We start from the raw sequence: 18,613 nt of genomic DNA on the forward strand, positions 1-18,613 counted from the left end.
TGGCTTCTCCGGGAAGATCGGGTCAGCGGCTTTCGCACAGGACGGTCTGGACGGTGTCCAGGAAGTCGTTTTCGGCCTGTTGAGTGGAGGGGACCTGGGTGAGCGCGAACGCGGCGTGACGCCCGTCGATGGTCGTCGCCTCCCAGGCCCGATGACCGCCTGGCACGGTGCCTCCGTGCCCCCACCACCAGCCGCCGCACTCCAGCGGGCTGGCGATCAACCCCAGTCCGTAGCGGGCACCCGGCCACAGCCGCTCGGCATCCGCCGCAACCGTGGTCATCATCTGCCGCAACTGCGCGGCGGGTAGCAGGCCGCCGCTGAACAGGGCGGTGAAGAAGCTGTTCATATCGAGTGGGGAGGAGATCAGCGCACCGCCCGCGTCGCCGAAGGTCATGTTCCACGCCGTGCCGTCGACGCGGACCGGCACGCCATCGTGCTCTTGGACGAAGTAGCTGTGCGAGTGGGGCCCGAGGATGCGTAGCGAGTCGCCCGGCCAGTAGGTGTCGCGCAGCCCCAGCCGCCGCACGATGCGCCGGGTGATCTCAGATCCGATCGAGTGGCCGGTGACCTTCTTTACGATCAGGCCCGCGATGACGTAGTTGGTGGTCGAGTAGCGCCACCCCCCATCGAGGGGAGGCTGCGCAAGGGCGAGTTCCACCAGCTCGCGTGGCTCGTAGTGGCGGTAGCGAATCTGTGCGACATGGTCCCAGTCCATGGCATCGACGTGGTCTGGCAGACCGCTGGTGTGCCGAAGCAGATCCCGCACGGTGATGGTCTGGGGATCGTACCCGCCGCCATGGATCAGGCCAGGAAGGTAACGCTCCACCGGCGCGTCCAGCACCACCTGCCCCTCGGCGGCCAACTGCAGGACGACCGTTGCGGTGAACGTCTTGGTGATGCTGCCAATCCGCAACCGCTCAGCAGCGCTCATCGGCCGGCCACTGGCCAGGTCGGCCACTCCCCTGGCCCTCGACCAGCGGCCACAACGCGGGTCGTCCACCTCCACCGCCACGCCCGCCAGCCCGTGTTCACCGGTGAGCACATCCAGCGCCCGCTCAGTAGGTCTGTGATCGCAGTTGCCGCGCGGCGCCGCCGCGGCCGGAGCCACCGTGGCCACCGCTCCCGCCACAAGCGCCGACAAGAGCACAAGGACCCACCTGGCCCGGACACTCAGAACCATCGTCATGCGCGACAAAGCTAGCCACAACACACCCCGCGAACACTATGGGCAACACACCACGCCGCCGGGGGCACACCCCACCCCCCGCCCACCGGCCAGCCCCACCGACTCCCAGCATCACCAACCAAAGAACCACCTTTGTCCTCAAGCCTTTTCAATCCTCAACTCGAGGTATCCCGCTGACGACCGACCAGCAACATCCACACGGTTCTCGATTGCGGCTCAGCCACCATGTTCGAGCCAGGTCGCGGGGGCAGTGACTCCAGAATCGTCGCGACCTTTGTCGTGGCGAAGGCACGGCGCCCGGAACCATCCAGGTCAGCTGCCGGTTGGTCGGTCTTGATGACGGCCAGGCGTTTGGAACAGGGCGGTCAGCGGCGGGGTTCAGAGCGTCGTCTCTGGTGGCCGGGTCAGCCAACTCGCGAATCAGCCGTCAGCCCGCGCCCGTGATGGGCGCTCAGGCCACCTAACAGCCATTATGAGAAACGGTGCTGACCCGCTCGTCGCGAATCGATCGTGGACAGTCGCCGACACTCAGTCGGTGTGGAGGATCTAGAGACGCAGGAGTCCGAAGAATCTCGACTTCGTCTGTACGGCTCCGCCGATGACGGTGTCGGCGACACGTGAAAACCGGCTCTGGCGCACATTCCGTGAAGGCGCTGGCCCGGTGGGTCACGGTTCGGGGGTTCTGGCCGGTAGTCGGCGTCGTGATCGCGAGCATCGCCGGTGCGTCGATCAAGGAACTGGTGACTGTGCTGTTCCCTCATCTGGCCCGCGTGTGCGTGGACCGGGTGACCCGCTGTGGGACCTCGGTGCAGATCAAGGCTGGAACGACGACGCGTGAGGCCGGATGCCCGGAGGGCGGGACGGTGTCGCGGCGCAGGCACAGCCACTACGAACGGCGGCTCACCGACACCGCGGTCGGCCGGCAGGAAGTGCTGATCCACCTGCGGGTTTACCGGTTCCGGTGTGGCAACGACGCCTGCGCCAGGCAGACCTTCGCCGAGCAGGTCCCGGGCTTGACGGTCCGCTACGGCCGTCGCAGCACCGGGGCCGGGGAAGCGTTGCGGTCGTTCGCGCTGGCGCTGGGTGGCCGGGCGGGTGCCCGCCTGGCCGAACGGCTGTTGGGGCGGTGAGTCGCACGACGCTGACCCGACTGAGCCGCGGCCTGCCCGAAGCCGCGGCGCAAACACCCCGTGTGCTGTGCGTGGACGACTTCGCACTGCGCCGTGGACGCGTCTACGGCTCGATCCTCATCGACATCACCACCGGCCGACCGGTCGAGGTCGCGCTCGACCAATGTGGCACTCCTACTTGCTGGGCGGCGGTCGTGTTTGCTCCACAGCCCACGGTGGCAGGGGTGGTGCGACCTGCTGGAAGTCCGCGAGCGAGGGGGAGCGGCTTACCCGGTTCATCTCGGTGCAGAATGTTGGTCCGGGCATGCGGCCAACCGGCCGCCACCGCTCGATGCGCATCGTGAAATTCTCATCGAGCAACAAGGGGTGGTAATGGACGTGTTGCCCATCCCCGATGACCAGCATGCTGGCTCCCAAGTCCACCACCGTATGCAGGGTGCATTCGAAATTGACCGCGGCCTGGAGGATGCGGGGAGCTGCAACGGTGACGCTCGGGACGGGGGTAAGGCTGGCGACGTCGAACTCATCCACGGTGATCGGGAATTCCAGCGATGTCGTGACCAGCGACTCGAGTAAGTCGACCGTCGCGATGTTGACGACGAACTCCTTGGTTCCTGAGATACAGCGTAGCGTGTCCTTCTCTTCCAGGCCATCCGTCTTGGTCTTGTCGATCGAGATGCCAAGCATCGGAGGAAATGGCGACACAATGTTGAAGAAGCTGAATGGCGCGATGTTGCGGGCGCCGTCTGCCGCCGCGCACGACACCCAGGCGATCGGGCGCGGAATCACACTGCCGACTAGAAGTTTGTATGTGCGCTTTGGATAGATCAGAGATATGAACTGAGGGCGTCCAGATATCCTTGTCAGTTGTGCGCTCAGTGTGGTATGGGTGTTGCCCTATCCCAAGTTACCGAGCGATGCTGTGGACGGGTTCGCTGACTCGCCGTTGTCCTCACCGAGGTAGGCGGCCACGACGTCAGGTCTGCGTAAAACATCCCTCGGAGGCCCCTCGGCGAGGTTCTCGCCGTCGCTGAACACGGTTATGCGGTCATAGATGTCTGTGACGACTCGGACATTGTCCTCGACGATCAGTACGGACATCCCGCTTTCGCGCAACTGCTTCAACCGGTGGAGCAAGATCTCGATCTCGTGGTCGTTCATGCCGGATGCCGGTTCGTCCAAGGCGAGCAGGCAAGGACGGGCCATCGGCGCCCGGGCAATGTCGATCATCTTAAGGTCGCCGCTCGCGATGGTACCGAGCTCACGATCAAGCATATCGGGCTGAGCCCGAGCGAGATCAGTGCTCAGCGGAGAATTCGTTTCGGTATGCCCATTTGATAAGCGGGGCGAGGAAACCCGATTTCACAGGTTTGATCAGCTCGAACGGCGTGGGCAGAGCCACGATGTTCGCCATCATGAGCCGCAGCTACGACGCCGCGTCCGGGAATTCCGACCGGTTCTGGCTCGGCCAGCACCGGGCTCGCGCACTGAGGCCGGAACCCAAATCGGGTCGACGATGGGGGTGGTGAGAGCCAAGAAGACCGCTATGTGTTGACATTATCAACAAGATGGTGAGCGGCTCGGCCGGACGGCTCAGCGGGTCGGCACGTTCCAGGGCACGGTCAAGGGGGCGCCAACTTGCGCAACGTGGAGTCGAAAACCTCCTGTTCAATCGGGGGCAGGCAAGCGGGGAAGGCGTCGTTGTGCTCGTTCACCGCGGCGACGAGTCCGCTGTAGAGCGAACGCCAGAGCGTGCGTCAGGGGGGTGAGTTGAGTCGAGTACCTCGGTCCCGGCGTCAGTTGCACCAGACCGCATCACGGTCAGCCAGCCCCGACGCCCGGCTCGCTGAGCCTTGTCCAGCCCAGCCAGCCGGAGGAGCCGCTTGAGCGGCGAGCAGCTCATTGGAGCGGAACCGTGCACTCGCGCGGACTGACGCCGAACCACTGCCTCTGACGCAACGCAGCGCTGGGAGACAGGGCATTGGTCATCCGGTGTAGGTGATACGGCAGCGGCGCGTCGCGGTGTCGACCATGGACGGCTTCCGCACGGGAGACCGGGTCTGCGCTGGCACGCGAAGGGGTCGGACGGGCGTTCGTGGCCCACTGTAAGGCGATGCCACGTGAAGTTGGCTGTGGGCTAAGTGTTGACAGCACAACATCCGATAGTGAGACTGAGTCATCCGAAACCACCACCGACGTCACACGGCACGCCAAGGGCGCGCCGACCACCCTTGCTAGGAGCGCACGAGATGTCCATGGAGCCGTCCGCGGACCCACGGCCACCCTTGATGATCGACGGTGAGTGGCGAACGGGGACGTCGAGCTTGGACATGGTCGCCCCGAGGAAGATCACATCCCGCACCGATGATCATCAGAAACGGTGGACACCCTCGCGCGGGTCGGTCTGTGAATCCGTATGAAATCAGGGAGGCAGTTGTGGGTTGTCGAGCGGGTAAGGGCACCAGGGTCGTGGCCATCGGTCTGATCGCGGCCGCGGCCGCGGGCTGCGGCATCGGCAATTCCTCGGGCGGCGACGGCACACTGACCTTCGTGTCCACCGGAAGTCCGTTCCAGGACTACCAGAAGAAGGCATGGCAAGAGCCGTTTACCAGTGAGACGGGCGTCAAGGTCCGCAACGACGGGCCGGTGAACGAGGCGAAAATGCGGGCGATGGTCGAGGCCGGCAAGGTCACCTGGGATCTTGTCGACACGAGCGCCGCGGCCACCGAGCAGTACTGCGGCAAGTACCTGGAGAAGCTTGACTTCTCCATCATCGACAAGAAAATCTTCCCGCCGGGCACCGTCAGCGAGTGCGGTGTCCCCGCGTACTTCTACAGCCTCATGTTCATGTACGACACCCAGAAGTACGCCAACGACCCGCCCACCACCATCGCCGATTTCTTCGACATCAAGAAGTACCCAGGTAAGCGGATCGTGCCGCCCGAGATCGCGGTCGGCCTGCTGGAGGCCGCGCTGCTGGCCGACGGTGTCCCCCCGGATAAGCTCTATCCGCTGGATCTGGACCGGGCGTTCAAGAAGCTGGGGCCGATCAAGAAGGTGACCATCTTCGCCCAGACCTACGGCCAGATGCAGCAGATGCTCGTCGATCGCCAGGTCGACATGGGTCTGGTGTTGACCGCACGGGCCTACCAGGCGCTCAAGGCTGGGGCCCCGTTCCGGCCCGTTTGGGACAAGACGATCGTGAACTGGGACGACCTGGTCATCCCGAAGGGCGCCCCGAACAAGGCGAACGCCATGAAACTCATCGCCTTCGCCGCCCGGGACAAGCCGTCGGCCGAATTCGCGCGAATGGCGTCGGTGCAGCCGGTCAACGAGCAGATCAAGCCGAGCTTCGACAGCATCCAGCAACAGATCGACGCGTTTTCTTCCGATCACCGAAACAGCGTGGTCCGCAGCGACGCCGCGTGGTGGGGCAAGAACTTCGACGAAGTTAGCAGGCGTTACACGGCATGGCTCACCGGGTGATCCTGCGATGTCGACTTTCACGAAGTCCACGTCCCCGGTGACCATCACCGCGGTCCCCGCCTCCTCCCGCCCGCACCGGGCGAGGCGGGGCATGCCCGGCTGGTTCATCCTGCCGTCCGCCGCGTTGCCGCTGTTGTTCTTCCTCTGCCCGATCGGCATGGTCGTGTGGCGCGCCGCTGCCGGCCATGCCCGGTGAGTCGGTCACGCTCAGCTGAAACCCCGACCAACAGGCGGTCGTCGCCGACACCGGTGTCGCAACACCAGCTGACGCCGCGGCCTGGTCCCCCAGCGCCCGCCATCGCCTGATCATGTTCATGAGCCGCAACGCGACAGACCCCGAAAGGAGCGTGCGTTGAACGCGCAGACCCAACTGGCGGCCGATGAGCCCGACGAGCGATACGAGCGGATCACCGCCGGCGCACCCGAGATGAGCCATGACCTGGCGCGCGCCGTGCTGCGCGAGCACTTCGGGTTGCGCGCGGACTCGCTGCGTACGCTGCCCGGTGAGACAGACCGCAACCTGCACGTCGTGGACGACTCAGGCGAGCAATACGTCCTCAAACTCACCCGCAGTACCGAAAAGCGGGCTCTTGAGTTCCAAACCGCGTTGCTGCGCCATATAGCGCGCCGAGATCCTGACCTGTCGGTGCCGCGGGTGGTGACCGGCCCCGGCGAGGACGCGTTGGTCTCGCTGCCGGACGACCTGGTGGGCCGCGTTCTGACCTGGGTGCCCGGCACGCCGCTGGCCGACATGGCAGCACGGTCGGCCGAGTTGCTAGCCGATGTCGGCACGGTGGCAGGCCGGCTGGCCGCGGTCACCGCCGCGTTCACCGATCCCGCCCCGCCCGCGCCGCACTACTGGGAGTTCGGGCATGTCGCCACGGTGCTGGAGCACGCCCTGCCCAGCGTTGCCGACAGCGCGCTGCACCGGGCGATTACCCGGCTCCGCGACGCCGACCTGGAGGTTCTGGACCGGTTGCGCGACCTTCCCACAGCAGTGGTGCACCATGATCTCAACACGTTCAACCTTCTCACGCGGCATGACGGGGTGCGCCGCCGGGTTTCGGGGGTGATCGACTTCGGCGACGCGCTGCCGACCGCGCGGATCGCCGACCTGGCGGTGCTGCTGTCCAGCGCGCTGCGTGATGCAGCGCGCCCGCTGGAGGCGGCCGCGCGACTGGCCGCCGCCTATCACGCCGCCTGCCCACTGACCGAGGACGAATTGAACGTCGTGTTCCCGCTAACCGGGCTGCGGGCGGCCGCCGTCGCGGCGACCACCGCAAGGCTCAACGACGAACACCGGCACGGCGACCCGCGGCACCGTTCGTCCGCGACCGCCGAACTGGTGCTGGCTCTGGCCGCCCTACCGCCCGGTCTCGGGACCGCGATGATCAGAAATGCCTGCGGCCTCCCCCCGCATCCTGCCAGCACAGCTGTCACAGGCTGGATCGCCGATCAGACCCCCACGTCGGCACCGGTCGCCGGCCGCCTGTGCCCGATCGACCTCAGCGTGACCGGCGACTGTTTCGACGGCGTCGACCCCGGGCGTCCCGACCTTCTTCGCGCCGCTGCCCGCGCGGCCGTCACCACCGCTGCGACGCCTGCCGACGGGGACCCTGCCCGCAGGGTACCGGTAGGGCGATACGGGGAGCCGCGGTTCCTCGGTCCGGTCAAACGCAGCACCGGGTCGGGGCCTCATGCATCGGTGCATCTGGGAGTCGACCTGTTCGCCAGGGTGGGGGACGCGGTGAGAGCACCATTGGCCGGGCGGGTCGAGGCGACCGGCACGGCCGGAGTGGACTTGGTCCTCCTGCATGAGCCTGCCGACGGGCCGACATTCAGGCTCCTCTACGGCGGGCTGCGCACCGCACTGGTGCCGGGTGAGGCGGTGGCCGCAGGCCAATCACTGGGCACAGTGGCCTGGCACGGAACCGATGACCTGTCGCCGCACGTGCGGATACAGGTGTCGTGCGTCCCCGTCACCGGGTGGGCCGAGATTCCCGCAGACGTCCCAGATGCAGAGTTCGAGGCTTGGCGAGGTTTGTTCCCCGATCCCACGCCTCTGCTGGAGGTGGCAGGTGTGGCGGGGCGGGTCGCCGCCTGGGAACCTGCGGTCGGCCGGGTACTGAGCGGGCGGAACGAGCATCTGCCGGTCAGCCACCCCACCTACTTTCGGCAGCCGATCGCAATGGTGCGGGCGCGGGGCTGCCGCTTCTACGACGAACGCGGCCGGTCGTATCTCGACGCGCTCAATAACGTGACCCTCGTCGGGCACGGCCATCCCCGACTGGTGGAGGCGGCCGCCCGGCAACTGGGCCGGTTGAACACCAACTCTAGATTCGTCTACGACGTGCTAGGCGAATATGCCGAGCGTCTCACCGCGACGCTGCCCGACGGGCTGGACATCGTGTACTTCGTCAACTCCGGAAGTGAGGCCAACGACCTGGCGCTGCGGATGGCGCGGTATCTGACCGGGCGGCAAGACGTGGTCATCATCGACGACGCCTACCACGGCTACACCTCAGCGGTCGCTGACGTGAGCCCATCGCGCTACAAGCATTACGGCAAGCCGGACACCACGCATCCGACACCGGTTCCCGACCGCTACCGCGGCCCCTACGGCTACGGCGATCCCGGGGCGGGCGCGGCGTACGCCGACCACGTGATCGAGACCTTCGACCGGATCACCGCCGGAGGACGCCCGCCGGCCGCGTACCTGTTCGAGGGGCTGCTGGCCGGGGGTGGGCAGATCGTGCTGCCGCCCGGCTACCTAGCGCCGATCTTCGCCGCGGCGGCCGAGAGGGGAGTCCTGACGATCGCGGACGAGGTGCAGGTGGGATTCGGCAGGCTGGGCGAGGCATTCTGGGGTTTCCAGACCCAGAGCGTAATACCCGACTTCGTCACCATGGGCAAGGCGATGGGTAACGGCTTCCCGATGGCCGCGCTGGTCACGACGCGAGAGATCTCCCAGGCGTTCGACACCGCCGGGCGGTTCTTCTCCACCTACGGCGGTAACCCCGTGGCCTGCGCGGTGGGCCTGGAACTGCTGGACATCGTCCAGGACGAGGCCTTGCAGCACAACGCCCTGGTAGTGGGCGAATACCTTCGGGACAATCTCGGCGCTCTGGCTGGCCGGCACCCGCTGATCGGCGACGTTCGCGGGCAGGGCCTCTACAGCGGGGTCGAGTTCGTGCGAGACCGCGACACCAAGGAACCGGCCGCCGACGAGACGTTGATGATCTGCGAGCGCCTCAAGGACGAGGGCATCCTGGTATACCCGACCGGACCGCACTGGAATGTTCTTAAGCTAAAGCCCCCGCTGACCTTCAGCGTCGAGGATGCCGACGAGCTGGCCCAGACGCTGGATGAGGTCCTGACACGAGGCTGGTGACCTGTGCGCCGCGGTTGGCGGCGACAACTGGTGACGAACGGTTCCAGCGGCCGCGCCGCGGACCGGGGGTGTGGGGCGCCGGCGGCTCGCGCGCTCCGGTCTTGCCGCCCGGCCGGCGGCGCCACATCGCGACTGATCGTAAGGGCCTGCCACGGCGGTGTTACAAGGCTGCTCAGTCGTACAGAGACTCGCAAACGCCGTCAAGTACTGCTCGATCAGTGGCGTATCTCCTCACCGAATGTCGCCGCCGCGAGCCGCGGCCCGCAGCGCCGCCGTGCCGATAAGTTACGGCAGCGAAGGCGTCGGCCATTGCGCAGGTCGGCGCCTTCATGTGGTTGCGGGCGGTCAGGCGGTGGTGTGGGCGAGTCGCCTTTCGTTGGCCTGGCAGCAGCAGGTGACGCCCTTGGCACCACATGCGGCTGAAGCCTGGTGGCGGTAGGCGGCGACCTTCGCGGCCCCGCGGCGTACCGCGGGGGCGGTGGTCGTGGATGCGTCATGGACGACCTCGCCGCTGATGATGGTGCCCGCGACGTCCAGGCCTGTGATCTCCTCAGCGGTCTTGGCGTTGAGGATGTCTCGGTTGAGGATGGACACATCTTCCAGGTAGCCCACCCGGAGTTGGCCTTTCCAGTGTTCAGCGTGGTCCTGCCAGGCGGGGGTGCTGGTGTAGGAATGCAGGGCTTCTTCGATGGTGATGGCCTGTTCGATGCCGCCGGCCTTGCCGTCGAAGCCGAGGCGGGTGACGGCTCCGGCGACGCCGATGAGCCAGTCGGGTGTGACGACAGCCGCGTCGGAGGCGCTCGACGCCTGGACCCCGGAATCGAGCGCCGTACGGAAGGGCCATTGGTAGTCGACGCGTTCGGGGCCGAGAGTGGTGTCGAAGAAGCGGCCGTAGACCTGTTGATTGTGGGGTTGAAGCTGACACCGATACCGTTGCGGGCCATCTTTTTCAGTGTGCCGCGCGGGGGTCAGGTCGCCGTGGATGACGTAGTGACGCAGCTGGTTGGTCCTGGTGGCGAGGTATCCGGCGACGACGGCATCGATGGTTGCGTCGCCAGTAGCGGGGGTGCCTACCTGGAAGCCGCGCCGGGCGGCGAGCTTGATGATCGCATCATCGGTGCCTCGATCGCCAAGACGTTCGAGGAGATCCGATCGATCGAGCTCAAGGTCGGCGCGCTGCCGCAGAACCCGACCGGGTTGCTCGGCTACGCGATCAACTGGTCGCCCGAGGGTGTGGTCAACGAGTACCTCAACGACTGCGAGGTGCTGCGGTCGGGGCACCGCCAGATGGTGCCCGCGATGACCGAGAAGGAGCGCGTCGTGATCGGCGGCGTTGAGCTTGAGGCCGCGCTGACCTCGGGCGGCCTCGGCACAATGTGCGGGACCTACGAGGGCTCGGTGCACCGGCTCGACTACAAGACGCTGCGCTACCCCGGGCACTTCGACCAGATGCAGTTCCTGTTCGACGAGCTTAACCTCCGCGACCAGCGCGAGCTGGTCGGCCGCATGCTGGTCGATGCCAAGCCGCCGGTCTGGGACGACGTCGTCTACGTCCACGCGGCGGTCGAAGGCGTCAAGCACGGCGCCCCGCTGAGAGAGAACCACGTCCGCGGTTACAAGCCACTGGTGATCTCCGGACGCGCCTGGCGAGCCATCTCGTGGACCACCGCGGCGTCGGCGGTCAGCGTCGTGGAACTGGTCGCCGACGGCGTGCTACCGCGGGCCGGGTTCATCAAGCAGGAGGACATCCCGCTCGAGCGGCTGTTCTCCACTAGGGCCGGGCACCACTTCGCCGAGCAAGGACAGATCTGACATGACCGACATCGCCACCCGTGCGCACGACATCCTCAACCGTCTCGGTGCGGCCGAACCCTTCACCCCCGACAGCGACCTGGTCAGCCGCTCGCCGATCGATGGCAGCGAGATCGGCAGGCTTCGCTCGCACACGCCCGAGGAGGCGGCCGAGGTGATCGGCAGGGCCCACGCGGCGTTCGAGCGGTGGCGCACCGTGCCGGCCCCGGTGCGCGGGCAGTTCGTCCGTGAACTCGGCGAGCTGCTGCGTAAGCATAAGGACGACCTCGGCGCGCTGGTCTCGATCGAGGCGGGCAAGATCGTGTCGGAGGGCCTCGGCGAAGTCCAGGAGATGATCGACATCTGCGATCTCGCGGTCGGTCTGTCGCGCCAGCTCCACGGCCTGACGATCGCGACCGAGCGCCCCGGCCACCGGATGATGGAGCAGTGGCATCCGCTGGGCGTCATCGGCGTCATCTCGGCGTTCAACTTCCCGGTCGCGGTCTGGTCGTGGAACGCCGCGCTGGCGTTGGTGTGCGGCGACGCCGTGGTGTGGAAGCCGTCGGAGAAGGCGATCTTGACGGCGCTCGGGTGCCAGGCGCTGGCGCTCGAGGCCATGCCCGCCCAGACCGAGATCGTCAAGGCCGAGACCTTCGGCCCGCTGCTGTACGTGCTGACCTACGCCGACTTCGACGAGGCGCTCGCCCTGCACAACCAGGTCGCGCAGGGCCTGTCATCGTCGATCTTCACGCTCGACGTGCGCGAGGCCGAGACGTTCCTGTCCGCCCTGGGCTCCGACTGCGGCATCGCCAACGTCAATATCGGTCCCTCGGGCGCCGAGATCGGTGGCGCGTTCGGCGGTGAGAAGGAGACCGGCGGCGGCCGCGAGTCCGGCTCCGACGCCTGGCGGGCCTACATGCGACGGTCGACCAACACCATCAACTACTCCACCGGACTGCCGCTCGCCCAAGGCGTCGAATTCGTGTGAACGACGACTCGGTCCTGTGAACCGGCCGACTCAGCGGGGCAGGGGCTCCACCGCCGCGGTGAGCCTCCCGGCCGCGTCGTCGGCGACCGGTCCGAGTCCCGGTTGCTCACTCACCGTGGCCATGACCTGGGGACACCGAGGCCCAGCAGGAGTTGGCCGGTGCCTTCCGGATCTCTTCCATCCCGACTCTCGTGGTCATCCGCGGCCGGGTCGTGCTGTACGCCCAGCCCGGTGCGCTGCGCGAGCCGGAACTGGAGAAGCTGATCGAGGAAGCGCGGGCCGTGGACATGGACGACGTGCGCCGCCGCGCCGCGGCGCAGGAGCGCATCGCCTGAGAGGAGGACGGCGAGGTCGGAGGTGGACGAGCGATCCCTGGCCGAGCTCACCGCGCCGACCGCTCGTGTCAGGGGACGATGACCGCTCGTCCGTTGAGGTTTCCTGCCTCCATCTGGCGATAGGCGTCCATTGCTCGGTTCAAGGGGAACTGGACGATGTCGGGGCGGAGCAGCCCGCGCGAGGCCAGGTCAAGGAGTTCGACCAGTTCAGGCCTGGCCCCCCAGTACGTGGTCTGCAGAGACACCTCGTAGGGGACGGAGAAGAAGGACCGCGGCAGGGTGCCCCCGCCGATGCCGACGATGGTCACGTCTCCGAGCGTCCTGGCTGCGGCCGCGGCCATGGCGAGGGTCGAGTCGGAGCCGACGAAGTCCAGGACGACGTCGGCGCCGCGTTCCCGGGTGGCCTCGCGGATGCCCGCCGCCGTGTCGTCGCCGGACGGGACGGCGAGGTCGGCGCCGCTCTTCAGCGCCAGGTCAAGGGCCTCGGCGCGGGTGTCGACGGCGATGACGTTCGCGGCGGTGGTGGCCTTGAGGATCTGGACGGCCATGTGGCCGAGCCCGCCGGCACCGATCACGACCGCGGTGGCGCCGGGCGGCAACTTCCCCCAGGAGCGCCGGACGGCGTGGTAGGGGGTGAGGCCGGCATCGGTGAGCGGTGCCGCGATCAGCGGGTCCAGGCCGTCGGGCAGCGGCACGAGGAACCGTGCGTCAGGGATGAGCATGTATTCGGCCATGCCACCGTCGAGGCCGAGTCCGCCGCCACCGCTCGGCACGGGGGCGTTCGCCGGGTCCTCGCAGTAGTTCTCCGAGCCGGGGCGGCAGCGCGCGCACGTCCCGCAGCCCCATGGCCCGTACACGGCGACCGGCTGCTCGATCTCGAGCCCGGTCACGCCGTCGCCGAGGGCCAGCACCCATCCGGCGTTCTCGTGCCCTAGGGTGAACGGCGGCTCCCACGGAAGTAGCCCGCCTTCGAACTCGCGCATGAGATGAAGGTCCGAGTGACACGCCCCCGCGCCGCCCACCCGGATGACGGCCTGCCCCGGCCCGGGCTCGGGATCGGGGACGTCGGCCAGCACCGGATCGGACTTCCATGCCTCCAGCCGTAAGGCTCGCATCAACCTTCTCCTCTCCGACGTTCTTCAGCACATACCCACGTGCGGCCGGGCCACAATGGGAGAAGGTCCCGTCCTGGGGCCGCGGAGGAGTCGCCCTCTACGCTGCTCTTCGAACTGGTCCGCGATGGCATGCCGACCCTGGGCCCCTCCGCGGTCCGAGAGGCAGACCGGTCTGCGACGTCAAGCTCACCTCGGGGTAGGCCGAAGAACCAGAACAGGTGCTGCTATGGCCGCGCGCCACCGTTCGCCGGGTCATAGATGTGGGGCGTTGAGCTTGTGGTCGCCCCGCACCGCAGCCAGGGCGGCTACCCGCCGATCGCCGACTGCTCGGGGGTGATGCGGTCCCAGGCGGCTATCGGCAGGATGATGATCGATGCTGGGAACAACCCGTGCTCCTCGCGGTCGATGTGATCACGCAGCTTGGCCAGCGCCTCCAGCACGGCCGGCCAGTCCGGAGCCTGGCGGTCGATCGCACCGAGCACGGTGTGGATCTCGTCGTGCTCGGCGCAGAGCCGCTCCACCTCTTCGGTCAGCGAACCTTCGGCGCGCAGCTCGGCGAAGAGCCCGCCTTCCTCTGTGGCGGTATGCGGCAGCAAGAGGGCGAGCAGCTCGTCCAATAGGTTCGCGGCATCGCCGTATCTGTTCTGGATGATGGCTCGGCGCAGCGCGCCGGCGCACTCCTTGATCTTCCAGTGTTCCCGTGAGAGTTGGCCGATCAGCGGGAATTCCCGGCAACCACAGTAATTGCACATTTGTGCCCTACCTCGAATTCATTCCCACCTTTTGATTAGGTGTATCGATGCCTTTTGGTCGGCGTCAGTCGTATGGGCGGACGACGGCGACGGTGCAGCGGGCATGGTGGATCACACCGTGGCTGACCGAACCGAGCGGGAACGATCGTCCGCGGGAGCCGACGACGACCAGCTCGGCGGTGGCGCCAGATTCGACCAGCTCGTCGACCGGGTGTCCGATGACGACGTCCCCGACGATCTCGATGTCCGGGTGCCGGTCCTGCCAGGGGGCCAGGACGGCGGCCAGGTGGTTGAGAAGAGTGCGGGCGGCGCCCTGTAGATCCACGCCCGCTTTGGCTGCGAGCGGTGCGGGCCGCCAGGCGTGCAGCGCGCGCAGCCGGGTTCCTCGGGCGGCGGCCGCGGCGAAGGCGTAGTCGAGTGCCGGTTCCGGGTCCTCGGTCAGGTCCAGCCCGACCACGACCTCGCCCGCGGTGGTGCCGGCCTGGTCGCGCACCACGATCACCGGGCCCGGGTAGTGTCCGGCCAGCCGCAGTCCCGTGGAGCCGAGCAACAGTTCGGTGAACCCACCGCGTCCACGATGGCCGATCACGACCTCGACGGCCTCGCCGGCGTACTGGCGCAGCCCGGCCGGCACGTCGCGGTCATGGACGAGCACGGTCTCGACCTTGAGCCCGGGTTGCCGTTGCAGGGCAAGGGCCAGCCCGTTCCGCAGGATTTGGTTTCCCGACTCGACGAGCCCCTCCGAGATGCCATCCGTCGTGTGTCCCGGCAGGTCCAGGGCGGAGGTCTCGACGACATGGAGGATGCGCAGGATCTTGCCGTATCGCGCGGCCTCATCCGCTGCCCAGCCGATGGCGCGGTCGGACGGAGCGGAGCCATCGCTTCCGACCAGGATTGTCGAGCGTTGATCGGACATGTGTCTTCTCCTCGGGGAGGGGGCCGGCCATTCCAGCGTCGGCCGCGAAGCGGCACGTCGGTAGGGACCTTCGTCCCCGGCGCCGCTGCTCGACCCGTCTGCAGCGCTCGCAGATCGCCCTGATTCGCAAGTCCCTCAGCACCCGGTCAGGTCGCCGGGTCGGTGAGGCCTGTGCTCGGCTGCGGTGGTGTTGAGGGAGATGCCCCGGGGCCTGCCTCCATCAGTCCCGGTGAAACCGTCTGCGGCGTGTGCGTGGCGAACCGTTCAGTCGGCTGACGCGGCGTTGTGGTGCGCCTTTCGGTGTGCTTCTCGATAGCGGATCAGGTGCGCTATCCGGGCACGTAGGCGAGCACCGGCCAGATTGATGGCTTCGGGCATTGAGGCCGCAGCGGCATAGGCAGTCACCGCCAGGCCATTGAGGTCGATCCGGAAGGAGACCAAGTTCGGCCTCGGGATCGCGGGGTCTGGAAGAACGTTGAGCGTGACCTTGGCGTCCAAGATCGGACGTGGGGCATGTGCCAGCACCCGGACGATGATTTCGCGGGCACGCTCCACGTCCTCCTGCGGCACCTTCCTGATGGTGGTGACCCGAACGGGGAGCTCGTTCGAAAGTGTGCCAGGCACCGTGTGCCTCCTCGGGGGGAAGGGATCAATGCCACCAGAATTCGTCTGCTTGAGGCGTCCGCTATAGGGACTTTCGGTCTTCCCGTGCCGCCGTAAGGCCCGGCTCGCCGCCGTGGGAGATCCCGGTGGTGGTCGTTCACGCGGCGCCGCAGAACGTGGACGCGTGGCCGTCCCGCTCAGACAGGAATGGGAACGAAGGTCCCAGCCGCAGGTGACCTTGGGGCGCGCCCAGCGGGACGAGGCGTTGGCAAGCCTGGGAGCCGTCCCGCTGAACCCGGAGGCGGCCAACGCCTCGCGTTTCGTCAGCCGCGACGGGCTGCGCTACTCGCTGCGTTCGCTGGCGCAGTACGCGCCGTGGTGCGGCACATCTGGCTGGTCACCGCGGGTCAGGTCCCCGGATGGCTGGACGTCCGCGTCCCCGGGCTCACCGTCGTGGACCACCGGGACATCTTCGGTGGGCGGGGGAGGCTGCCGACCTTCAACTCCCACGCGATCGAGTCGCAGCTCCACCACATCGACGGCCTCGCCGAGCACTTCCTCTATGTCAACGGTGAGATCGGGCGGGACTCAGTTGGACTGAGGTTCTGTCCGGTTCTTGGGTGTCTGTGCTGGTCAGCGGCTTGATTGCGCTGATCCTTGAAAGGTGCCCCTGCGGGGCGCACACAGTATCTACGCGGCCACGACCAAGCCTAACGCGTGGCCGTCTGGTCGTAGAGGCTCAGATATCTCTGAAGTGAAGGGAGCTTGTAACTCGAAGTGTGTAATCTTGTGGTGGGTCTGGTTGTCTTTACTGGATGCGGTCTGGGTAGGAGCCGGTTTCCTCCATGGTGGTGTGCTGGAGGAGGGCCTCGGTGCTGGGGAAATACCAGTACACGGTTTGCCGGGTGACGCCGAGGTCCTGGGCGATGTTGGCGATGTGAATGGCGCGGTTGCGCTCATCGATATGTCGTCGGGCGGTCGTCAGAATGCGCTCGATGGCTTCCTCGTCGCTGATGGGGGTGTCGCCGACCTATTCCGTGGGTGCGCATTAGGGGCCGCCGAGAGTGCAGTTGAGACTGGTCACGCGGTCACCGTACAGCGGGCGTCGCGATGACTTCCTTCAAGGCGTGCCCGGCCTCGGGGTACGGGCCTCATGGGAGTGGGATGGTTTCGAGCACGTGGACCGGTGTGGTGTCGTCCCAAGGTTGGCGAGTCACCATGTCGGCGACGTTGATGTATCCGCGTTCGAATTCGCCGACTGCTGCGTCGACGAGCCGGTAGTCCTGGCGCTGTCGGTGGAGGGGTTGGGCATCGATGAGCACAACGCGTACCTCGCCGGGTTCGAAGTGGCAGCGCGCATGCAGGGCGGCGATGAGTTGCTCGTTGTGCATGTGGCCGTCGCCGAAGTTCCACCCGACCGCGGTACTGCAGATCCGTTCGCCGTCCATCAGCACGTAGCCAGCCTCGTCGTGTCCGGCCATGGCACGGTGGGCGAGGCTGAACATGGCTCTGCCGTGGCTGTTGAAGCTGCGGAACGCATACCCCATGTAAAGGTACACCTCGGCGGTTTCAGGACTTCCGTAGAACTTCTCCATCTGCGCTTGGGGCATGCTCGCTATGGATGCGACGTTGGCGTCCATTTTGGCCATCGCCGACGGCGTGATGCACCACAACGTGGTGTCCCAGTTCCCCGCGTAATAACGCATCCCGGGAAGGAAGGAGATCTTACGGGGGAACAGGTTGCCGATGATGACTACGGCGGCCACAATCGTGAAGAGAACCAGCGGGAACGGAGTGGTCATTTCACTGAAACCGACCTCGTTGTGGCCTATGAATAGCGCCATCACGCTGAACATCATGAAGACGTTCCATTCCAACGGCACACCCATCGGTATGGACGACAGGATACAGAAATGGAAGCAAAGCATGAGCGCAGCCGCCAGCGTGGTGAGCCGGCCGCCGTGGCTGAAGAAGAGGAGTAGCGGTACGAATCCTTCGACGGCGGTGGAGGTGTGAGCCAGGAGCCGGGAGGGGCGTCCTGGGCGTAGGTCGTCGGGGAAGTTCTCGAAGAAGCGGCGCTTGATCCAGCGTGGCCGGAGCACCGGGTTGTTGCTCATCATCGTGGAGATGACGAAGGGGAAGTGCTTGGTGAGCTTTGAGGTGGCGGCACCGAGCCAGATCATCAGGCAGACCAGCTTGGCAGCGAGAATGAAATCGAGGACGGAGTGGCTCGCGAAGAGGAAGGCGACCGTGAACGGTGCGTAGACCTCCCCGCGGGCGGCGAGGAAGATCACCTTGTCGCGCAGGCCGAGGACCGCCAGCAGACCTAGAACGATCCAGATCTGCCAGGCGGGCAGCAGCCCGACGTCAGAGGACAGCCCGGAAACGGTTTCCGTGGCATCGGAGAACAGTGCTATCACCAGGACGATCAGCAGCGCCGCATAGAGCAGGGCGTCGAACGGGGTCCGCGTGTCCCCGCTGGTCAGCGGTATGTGTCGCGGCCACGGGGGGAGGCGGATGGTCCCGGGACGCAACCAGTACAGGATCGAACCCATCGGCGGGAAGAATCGGTTGTTGAGCGGGCCGAAGCCGCAGCCCAAGCCGACCACTTCGAAGAGCATCGTGAACAGCACGATCTTCTGGAACACGACGGGCTCGTCGTACCATTGCGACACGTTGGTGAAGCCGTCGACGCCGTCGGTTGCCAGGACCAGCAGCCAGGCGGCGAGGACATAGACCGCGATCTTGAAGACGTAGAACAGGTGCAGTATGACCGGGGTTCCGAAGCCGACCTCGGCCCAGTGGCGGGCCATCGGCTTTATCTTCTCCGAGCGCGTGCCCTTGGTCCATTCCGCATATTCGATAACGGGTGCGTCTTGGGTGAGAAAACCCATGGGACCTCCGGCCGCGGGGATCAGCT

General features: G+C 66.6%; 18 protein-coding genes. 8 read left to right on the top strand and 10 right to left on the bottom strand.

Translation table 11 applies throughout. The features are described 5' to 3' along the window. Positions 1–22: 22 nt before the first annotated feature. Positions 23–1,186 carry a serine hydrolase domain-containing protein gene (locus tag K8Z49_RS05175; protein ID WP_412517718.1) on the bottom strand — a complete coding sequence of 388 codons (1,164 nt, stop codon included), beginning with the start codon at positions 1,184–1,186 and terminating at the stop codon, positions 23–25. Positions 1,187–1,887: 701 nt separating this feature from the next. On the opposite strand from K8Z49_RS05175, the gene K8Z49_RS05180 reads away from it, so the two are divergent. Then, entirely contained in the window at positions 1,888–2,316 is a 429-nt protein-coding gene (locus K8Z49_RS05180; RefSeq protein WP_412517719.1) for a transposase family protein, read from the top strand. Between the two features lie 174 nt (positions 2,317–2,490). Here the strand turns inward: K8Z49_RS05180 and K8Z49_RS05185 are convergent, their stop codons facing one another. Both K8Z49_RS05185 and K8Z49_RS05190 read right to left on the bottom strand, forming a co-directional pair. Next, a complete protein-coding gene (locus tag K8Z49_RS05185) occupies positions 2,491–3,105 on the bottom strand; it encodes a flavin reductase family protein (protein ID WP_412517720.1) in 615 nt (204 codons plus the stop codon). A gap of 108 nt (positions 3,106–3,213) precedes the next feature. After that, the gene (locus K8Z49_RS05190; protein ID WP_021592305.1) at positions 3,214–3,591 is read right to left on the bottom strand and encodes a hypothetical protein; all 378 of its coding nucleotides are present in this window, start codon (positions 3,589–3,591) and stop codon (positions 3,214–3,216) included. A gap of 1,194 nt (positions 3,592–4,785) precedes the next feature. Between K8Z49_RS05190 and K8Z49_RS05195 the strand changes: the two genes are divergently transcribed. The 3 genes from K8Z49_RS05195 (at position 4,786) to K8Z49_RS05205 (ending at position 9,193) form a co-directional block, all read left to right on the top strand. Next, positions 4,786–5,802, top strand: a complete 1,017-nt coding sequence (locus K8Z49_RS05195; protein WP_021592304.1) for an ABC transporter substrate-binding protein — start codon at positions 4,786–4,788, stop codon at positions 5,800–5,802. A 7-nt stretch (positions 5,803–5,809) separates the two neighbouring features. Then, positions 5,810–5,998, top strand: coding sequence for a hypothetical protein (locus K8Z49_RS05200; RefSeq protein WP_021592303.1), 189 nt, complete (start codon positions 5,810–5,812; stop codon positions 5,996–5,998). A gap of 156 nt (positions 5,999–6,154) precedes the next feature. Then, a complete protein-coding gene (locus K8Z49_RS05205; protein WP_412517721.1) occupies positions 6,155–9,193 on the top strand; it encodes an aminotransferase class III-fold pyridoxal phosphate-dependent enzyme in 3,039 nt (1,012 codons plus the stop codon). Between the two features lie 345 nt (positions 9,194–9,538). Here the strand turns inward: K8Z49_RS05205 and K8Z49_RS05210 are convergent, their stop codons facing one another. Further along, positions 9,539–10,300 carry an amidohydrolase family protein gene (locus tag K8Z49_RS05210; protein WP_412520986.1) on the bottom strand — a complete coding sequence of 254 codons (762 nt, stop codon included), beginning with the start codon at positions 10,298–10,300 and terminating at the stop codon, positions 9,539–9,541. On the opposite strand from K8Z49_RS05210, the gene K8Z49_RS05215 reads away from it, so the two are divergent. The 3 genes from K8Z49_RS05215 to K8Z49_RS05225 all read left to right on the top strand — a co-directional run bounded on the left by K8Z49_RS05215 (position 10,184) and on the right by K8Z49_RS05225 (position 12,307). Then, positions 10,184–11,005, top strand: a complete 822-nt coding sequence (locus K8Z49_RS05215) for a saccharopine dehydrogenase family protein (protein ID WP_412520988.1) — start codon at positions 10,184–10,186, stop codon at positions 11,003–11,005. The genes K8Z49_RS05210 and K8Z49_RS05215 overlap by 117 nt on opposite strands. 1 nt (position 11,006) lies before the next feature. Then, positions 11,007–11,972, top strand: a complete 966-nt coding sequence (locus K8Z49_RS05220) for an aldehyde dehydrogenase family protein (protein ID WP_412517722.1) — start codon at positions 11,007–11,009, stop codon at positions 11,970–11,972. A gap of 191 nt (positions 11,973–12,163) precedes the next feature. After that, positions 12,164–12,307: a hypothetical protein gene (locus K8Z49_RS05225; RefSeq protein ID WP_412517723.1), complete on the top strand. Its 144-nt coding sequence runs from the start codon at positions 12,164–12,166 to the stop codon at positions 12,305–12,307. A gap of 68 nt (positions 12,308–12,375) precedes the next feature. Here K8Z49_RS05225 and K8Z49_RS05230 read toward each other — a convergent pair whose 3' ends face one another. From K8Z49_RS05230 to K8Z49_RS05245, 4 genes are all read right to left on the bottom strand, one after another. Continuing rightward, positions 12,376–13,422, bottom strand: a complete 1,047-nt coding sequence (locus K8Z49_RS05230) for an NAD(P)-dependent alcohol dehydrogenase (protein WP_412517724.1) — start codon at positions 13,420–13,422, stop codon at positions 12,376–12,378. Positions 13,423–13,727: 305 nt separating this feature from the next. Continuing rightward, positions 13,728–14,174: a hemerythrin domain-containing protein gene (locus tag K8Z49_RS05235; protein WP_412517725.1), complete on the bottom strand. Its 447-nt coding sequence runs from the start codon at positions 14,172–14,174 to the stop codon at positions 13,728–13,730. A 64-nt stretch (positions 14,175–14,238) separates the two neighbouring features. Further along, on the bottom strand, positions 14,239–15,090 hold the full coding sequence (locus K8Z49_RS05240) for a universal stress protein (protein WP_412517726.1): 852 nt from the start codon (positions 15,088–15,090) through the stop codon (positions 14,239–14,241). A 264-nt stretch (positions 15,091–15,354) separates the two neighbouring features. Next, complete coding sequence (locus K8Z49_RS05245; protein ID WP_412517727.1) at positions 15,355–15,660, bottom strand: hypothetical protein; 306 nt, start codon at positions 15,658–15,660, stop codon at positions 15,355–15,357. A gap of 408 nt (positions 15,661–16,068) precedes the next feature. Between K8Z49_RS05245 and K8Z49_RS05250 the strand changes: the two genes are divergently transcribed. Continuing rightward, complete coding sequence (locus K8Z49_RS05250) at positions 16,069–16,338, top strand: hypothetical protein (protein WP_412517728.1); 270 nt, start codon at positions 16,069–16,071, stop codon at positions 16,336–16,338. A gap of 163 nt (positions 16,339–16,501) precedes the next feature. Here K8Z49_RS05250 and K8Z49_RS05255 read toward each other — a convergent pair whose 3' ends face one another. Continuing rightward, entirely contained in the window at positions 16,502–16,708 is a 207-nt protein-coding gene (locus K8Z49_RS05255) for a TetR/AcrR family transcriptional regulator (RefSeq protein WP_412520990.1), read from the bottom strand. A gap of 136 nt (positions 16,709–16,844) precedes the next feature. Further along, a complete protein-coding gene (locus tag K8Z49_RS05260) occupies positions 16,845–18,587 on the bottom strand; it encodes a DUF3556 domain-containing protein (RefSeq protein ID WP_412517729.1) in 1,743 nt (580 codons plus the stop codon). Positions 18,588–18,613: the final 26 nt, after the last annotated feature.

The sequence above is a fragment of the Actinomadura madurae genome (genome assembly GCF_047130825.1).
GTDB lineage: Bacteria > Actinomycetota > Actinomycetes > Streptosporangiales > Streptosporangiaceae > Spirillospora > Spirillospora madurae.

Excerpts from the sequence above, each read along its gene's own strand:
- K8Z49_RS05175 (WP_412517718.1), bottom strand. The coding sequence starts at position 1,186 with ATGACGATGGTTCTGAGTGTCCGGGCCAGGTGGGTCCTTGTGCTCTTG.
- K8Z49_RS05190 (WP_021592305.1), bottom strand. The coding sequence starts at position 3,591 with ATGCTTGATCGTGAGCTCGGTACCATCGCGAGCGGCGACCTTAAGATG.
- K8Z49_RS05200 (WP_021592303.1), top strand. The coding sequence starts at position 5,810 with ATGTCGACTTTCACGAAGTCCACGTCCCCGGTGACCATCACCGCGGTC.
- K8Z49_RS05220 (WP_412517722.1), top strand. The coding sequence starts at position 11,007 with ATGACCGACATCGCCACCCGTGCGCACGACATCCTCAACCGTCTCGGT.
- K8Z49_RS05230 (WP_412517724.1), bottom strand. The coding sequence starts at position 13,422 with ATGCGAGCCTTACGGCTGGAGGCATGGAAGTCCGATCCGGTGCTGGCC.
- K8Z49_RS05235 (WP_412517725.1), bottom strand. The coding sequence starts at position 14,174 with ATGTGCAATTACTGTGGTTGCCGGGAATTCCCGCTGATCGGCCAACTC.
- K8Z49_RS05240 (WP_412517726.1), bottom strand. The coding sequence starts at position 15,090 with ATGTCCGATCAACGCTCGACAATCCTGGTCGGAAGCGATGGCTCCGCT.
- K8Z49_RS05260 (WP_412517729.1), bottom strand. The coding sequence starts at position 18,587 with ATGGGTTTTCTCACCCAAGACGCACCCGTTATCGAATATGCGGAATGG.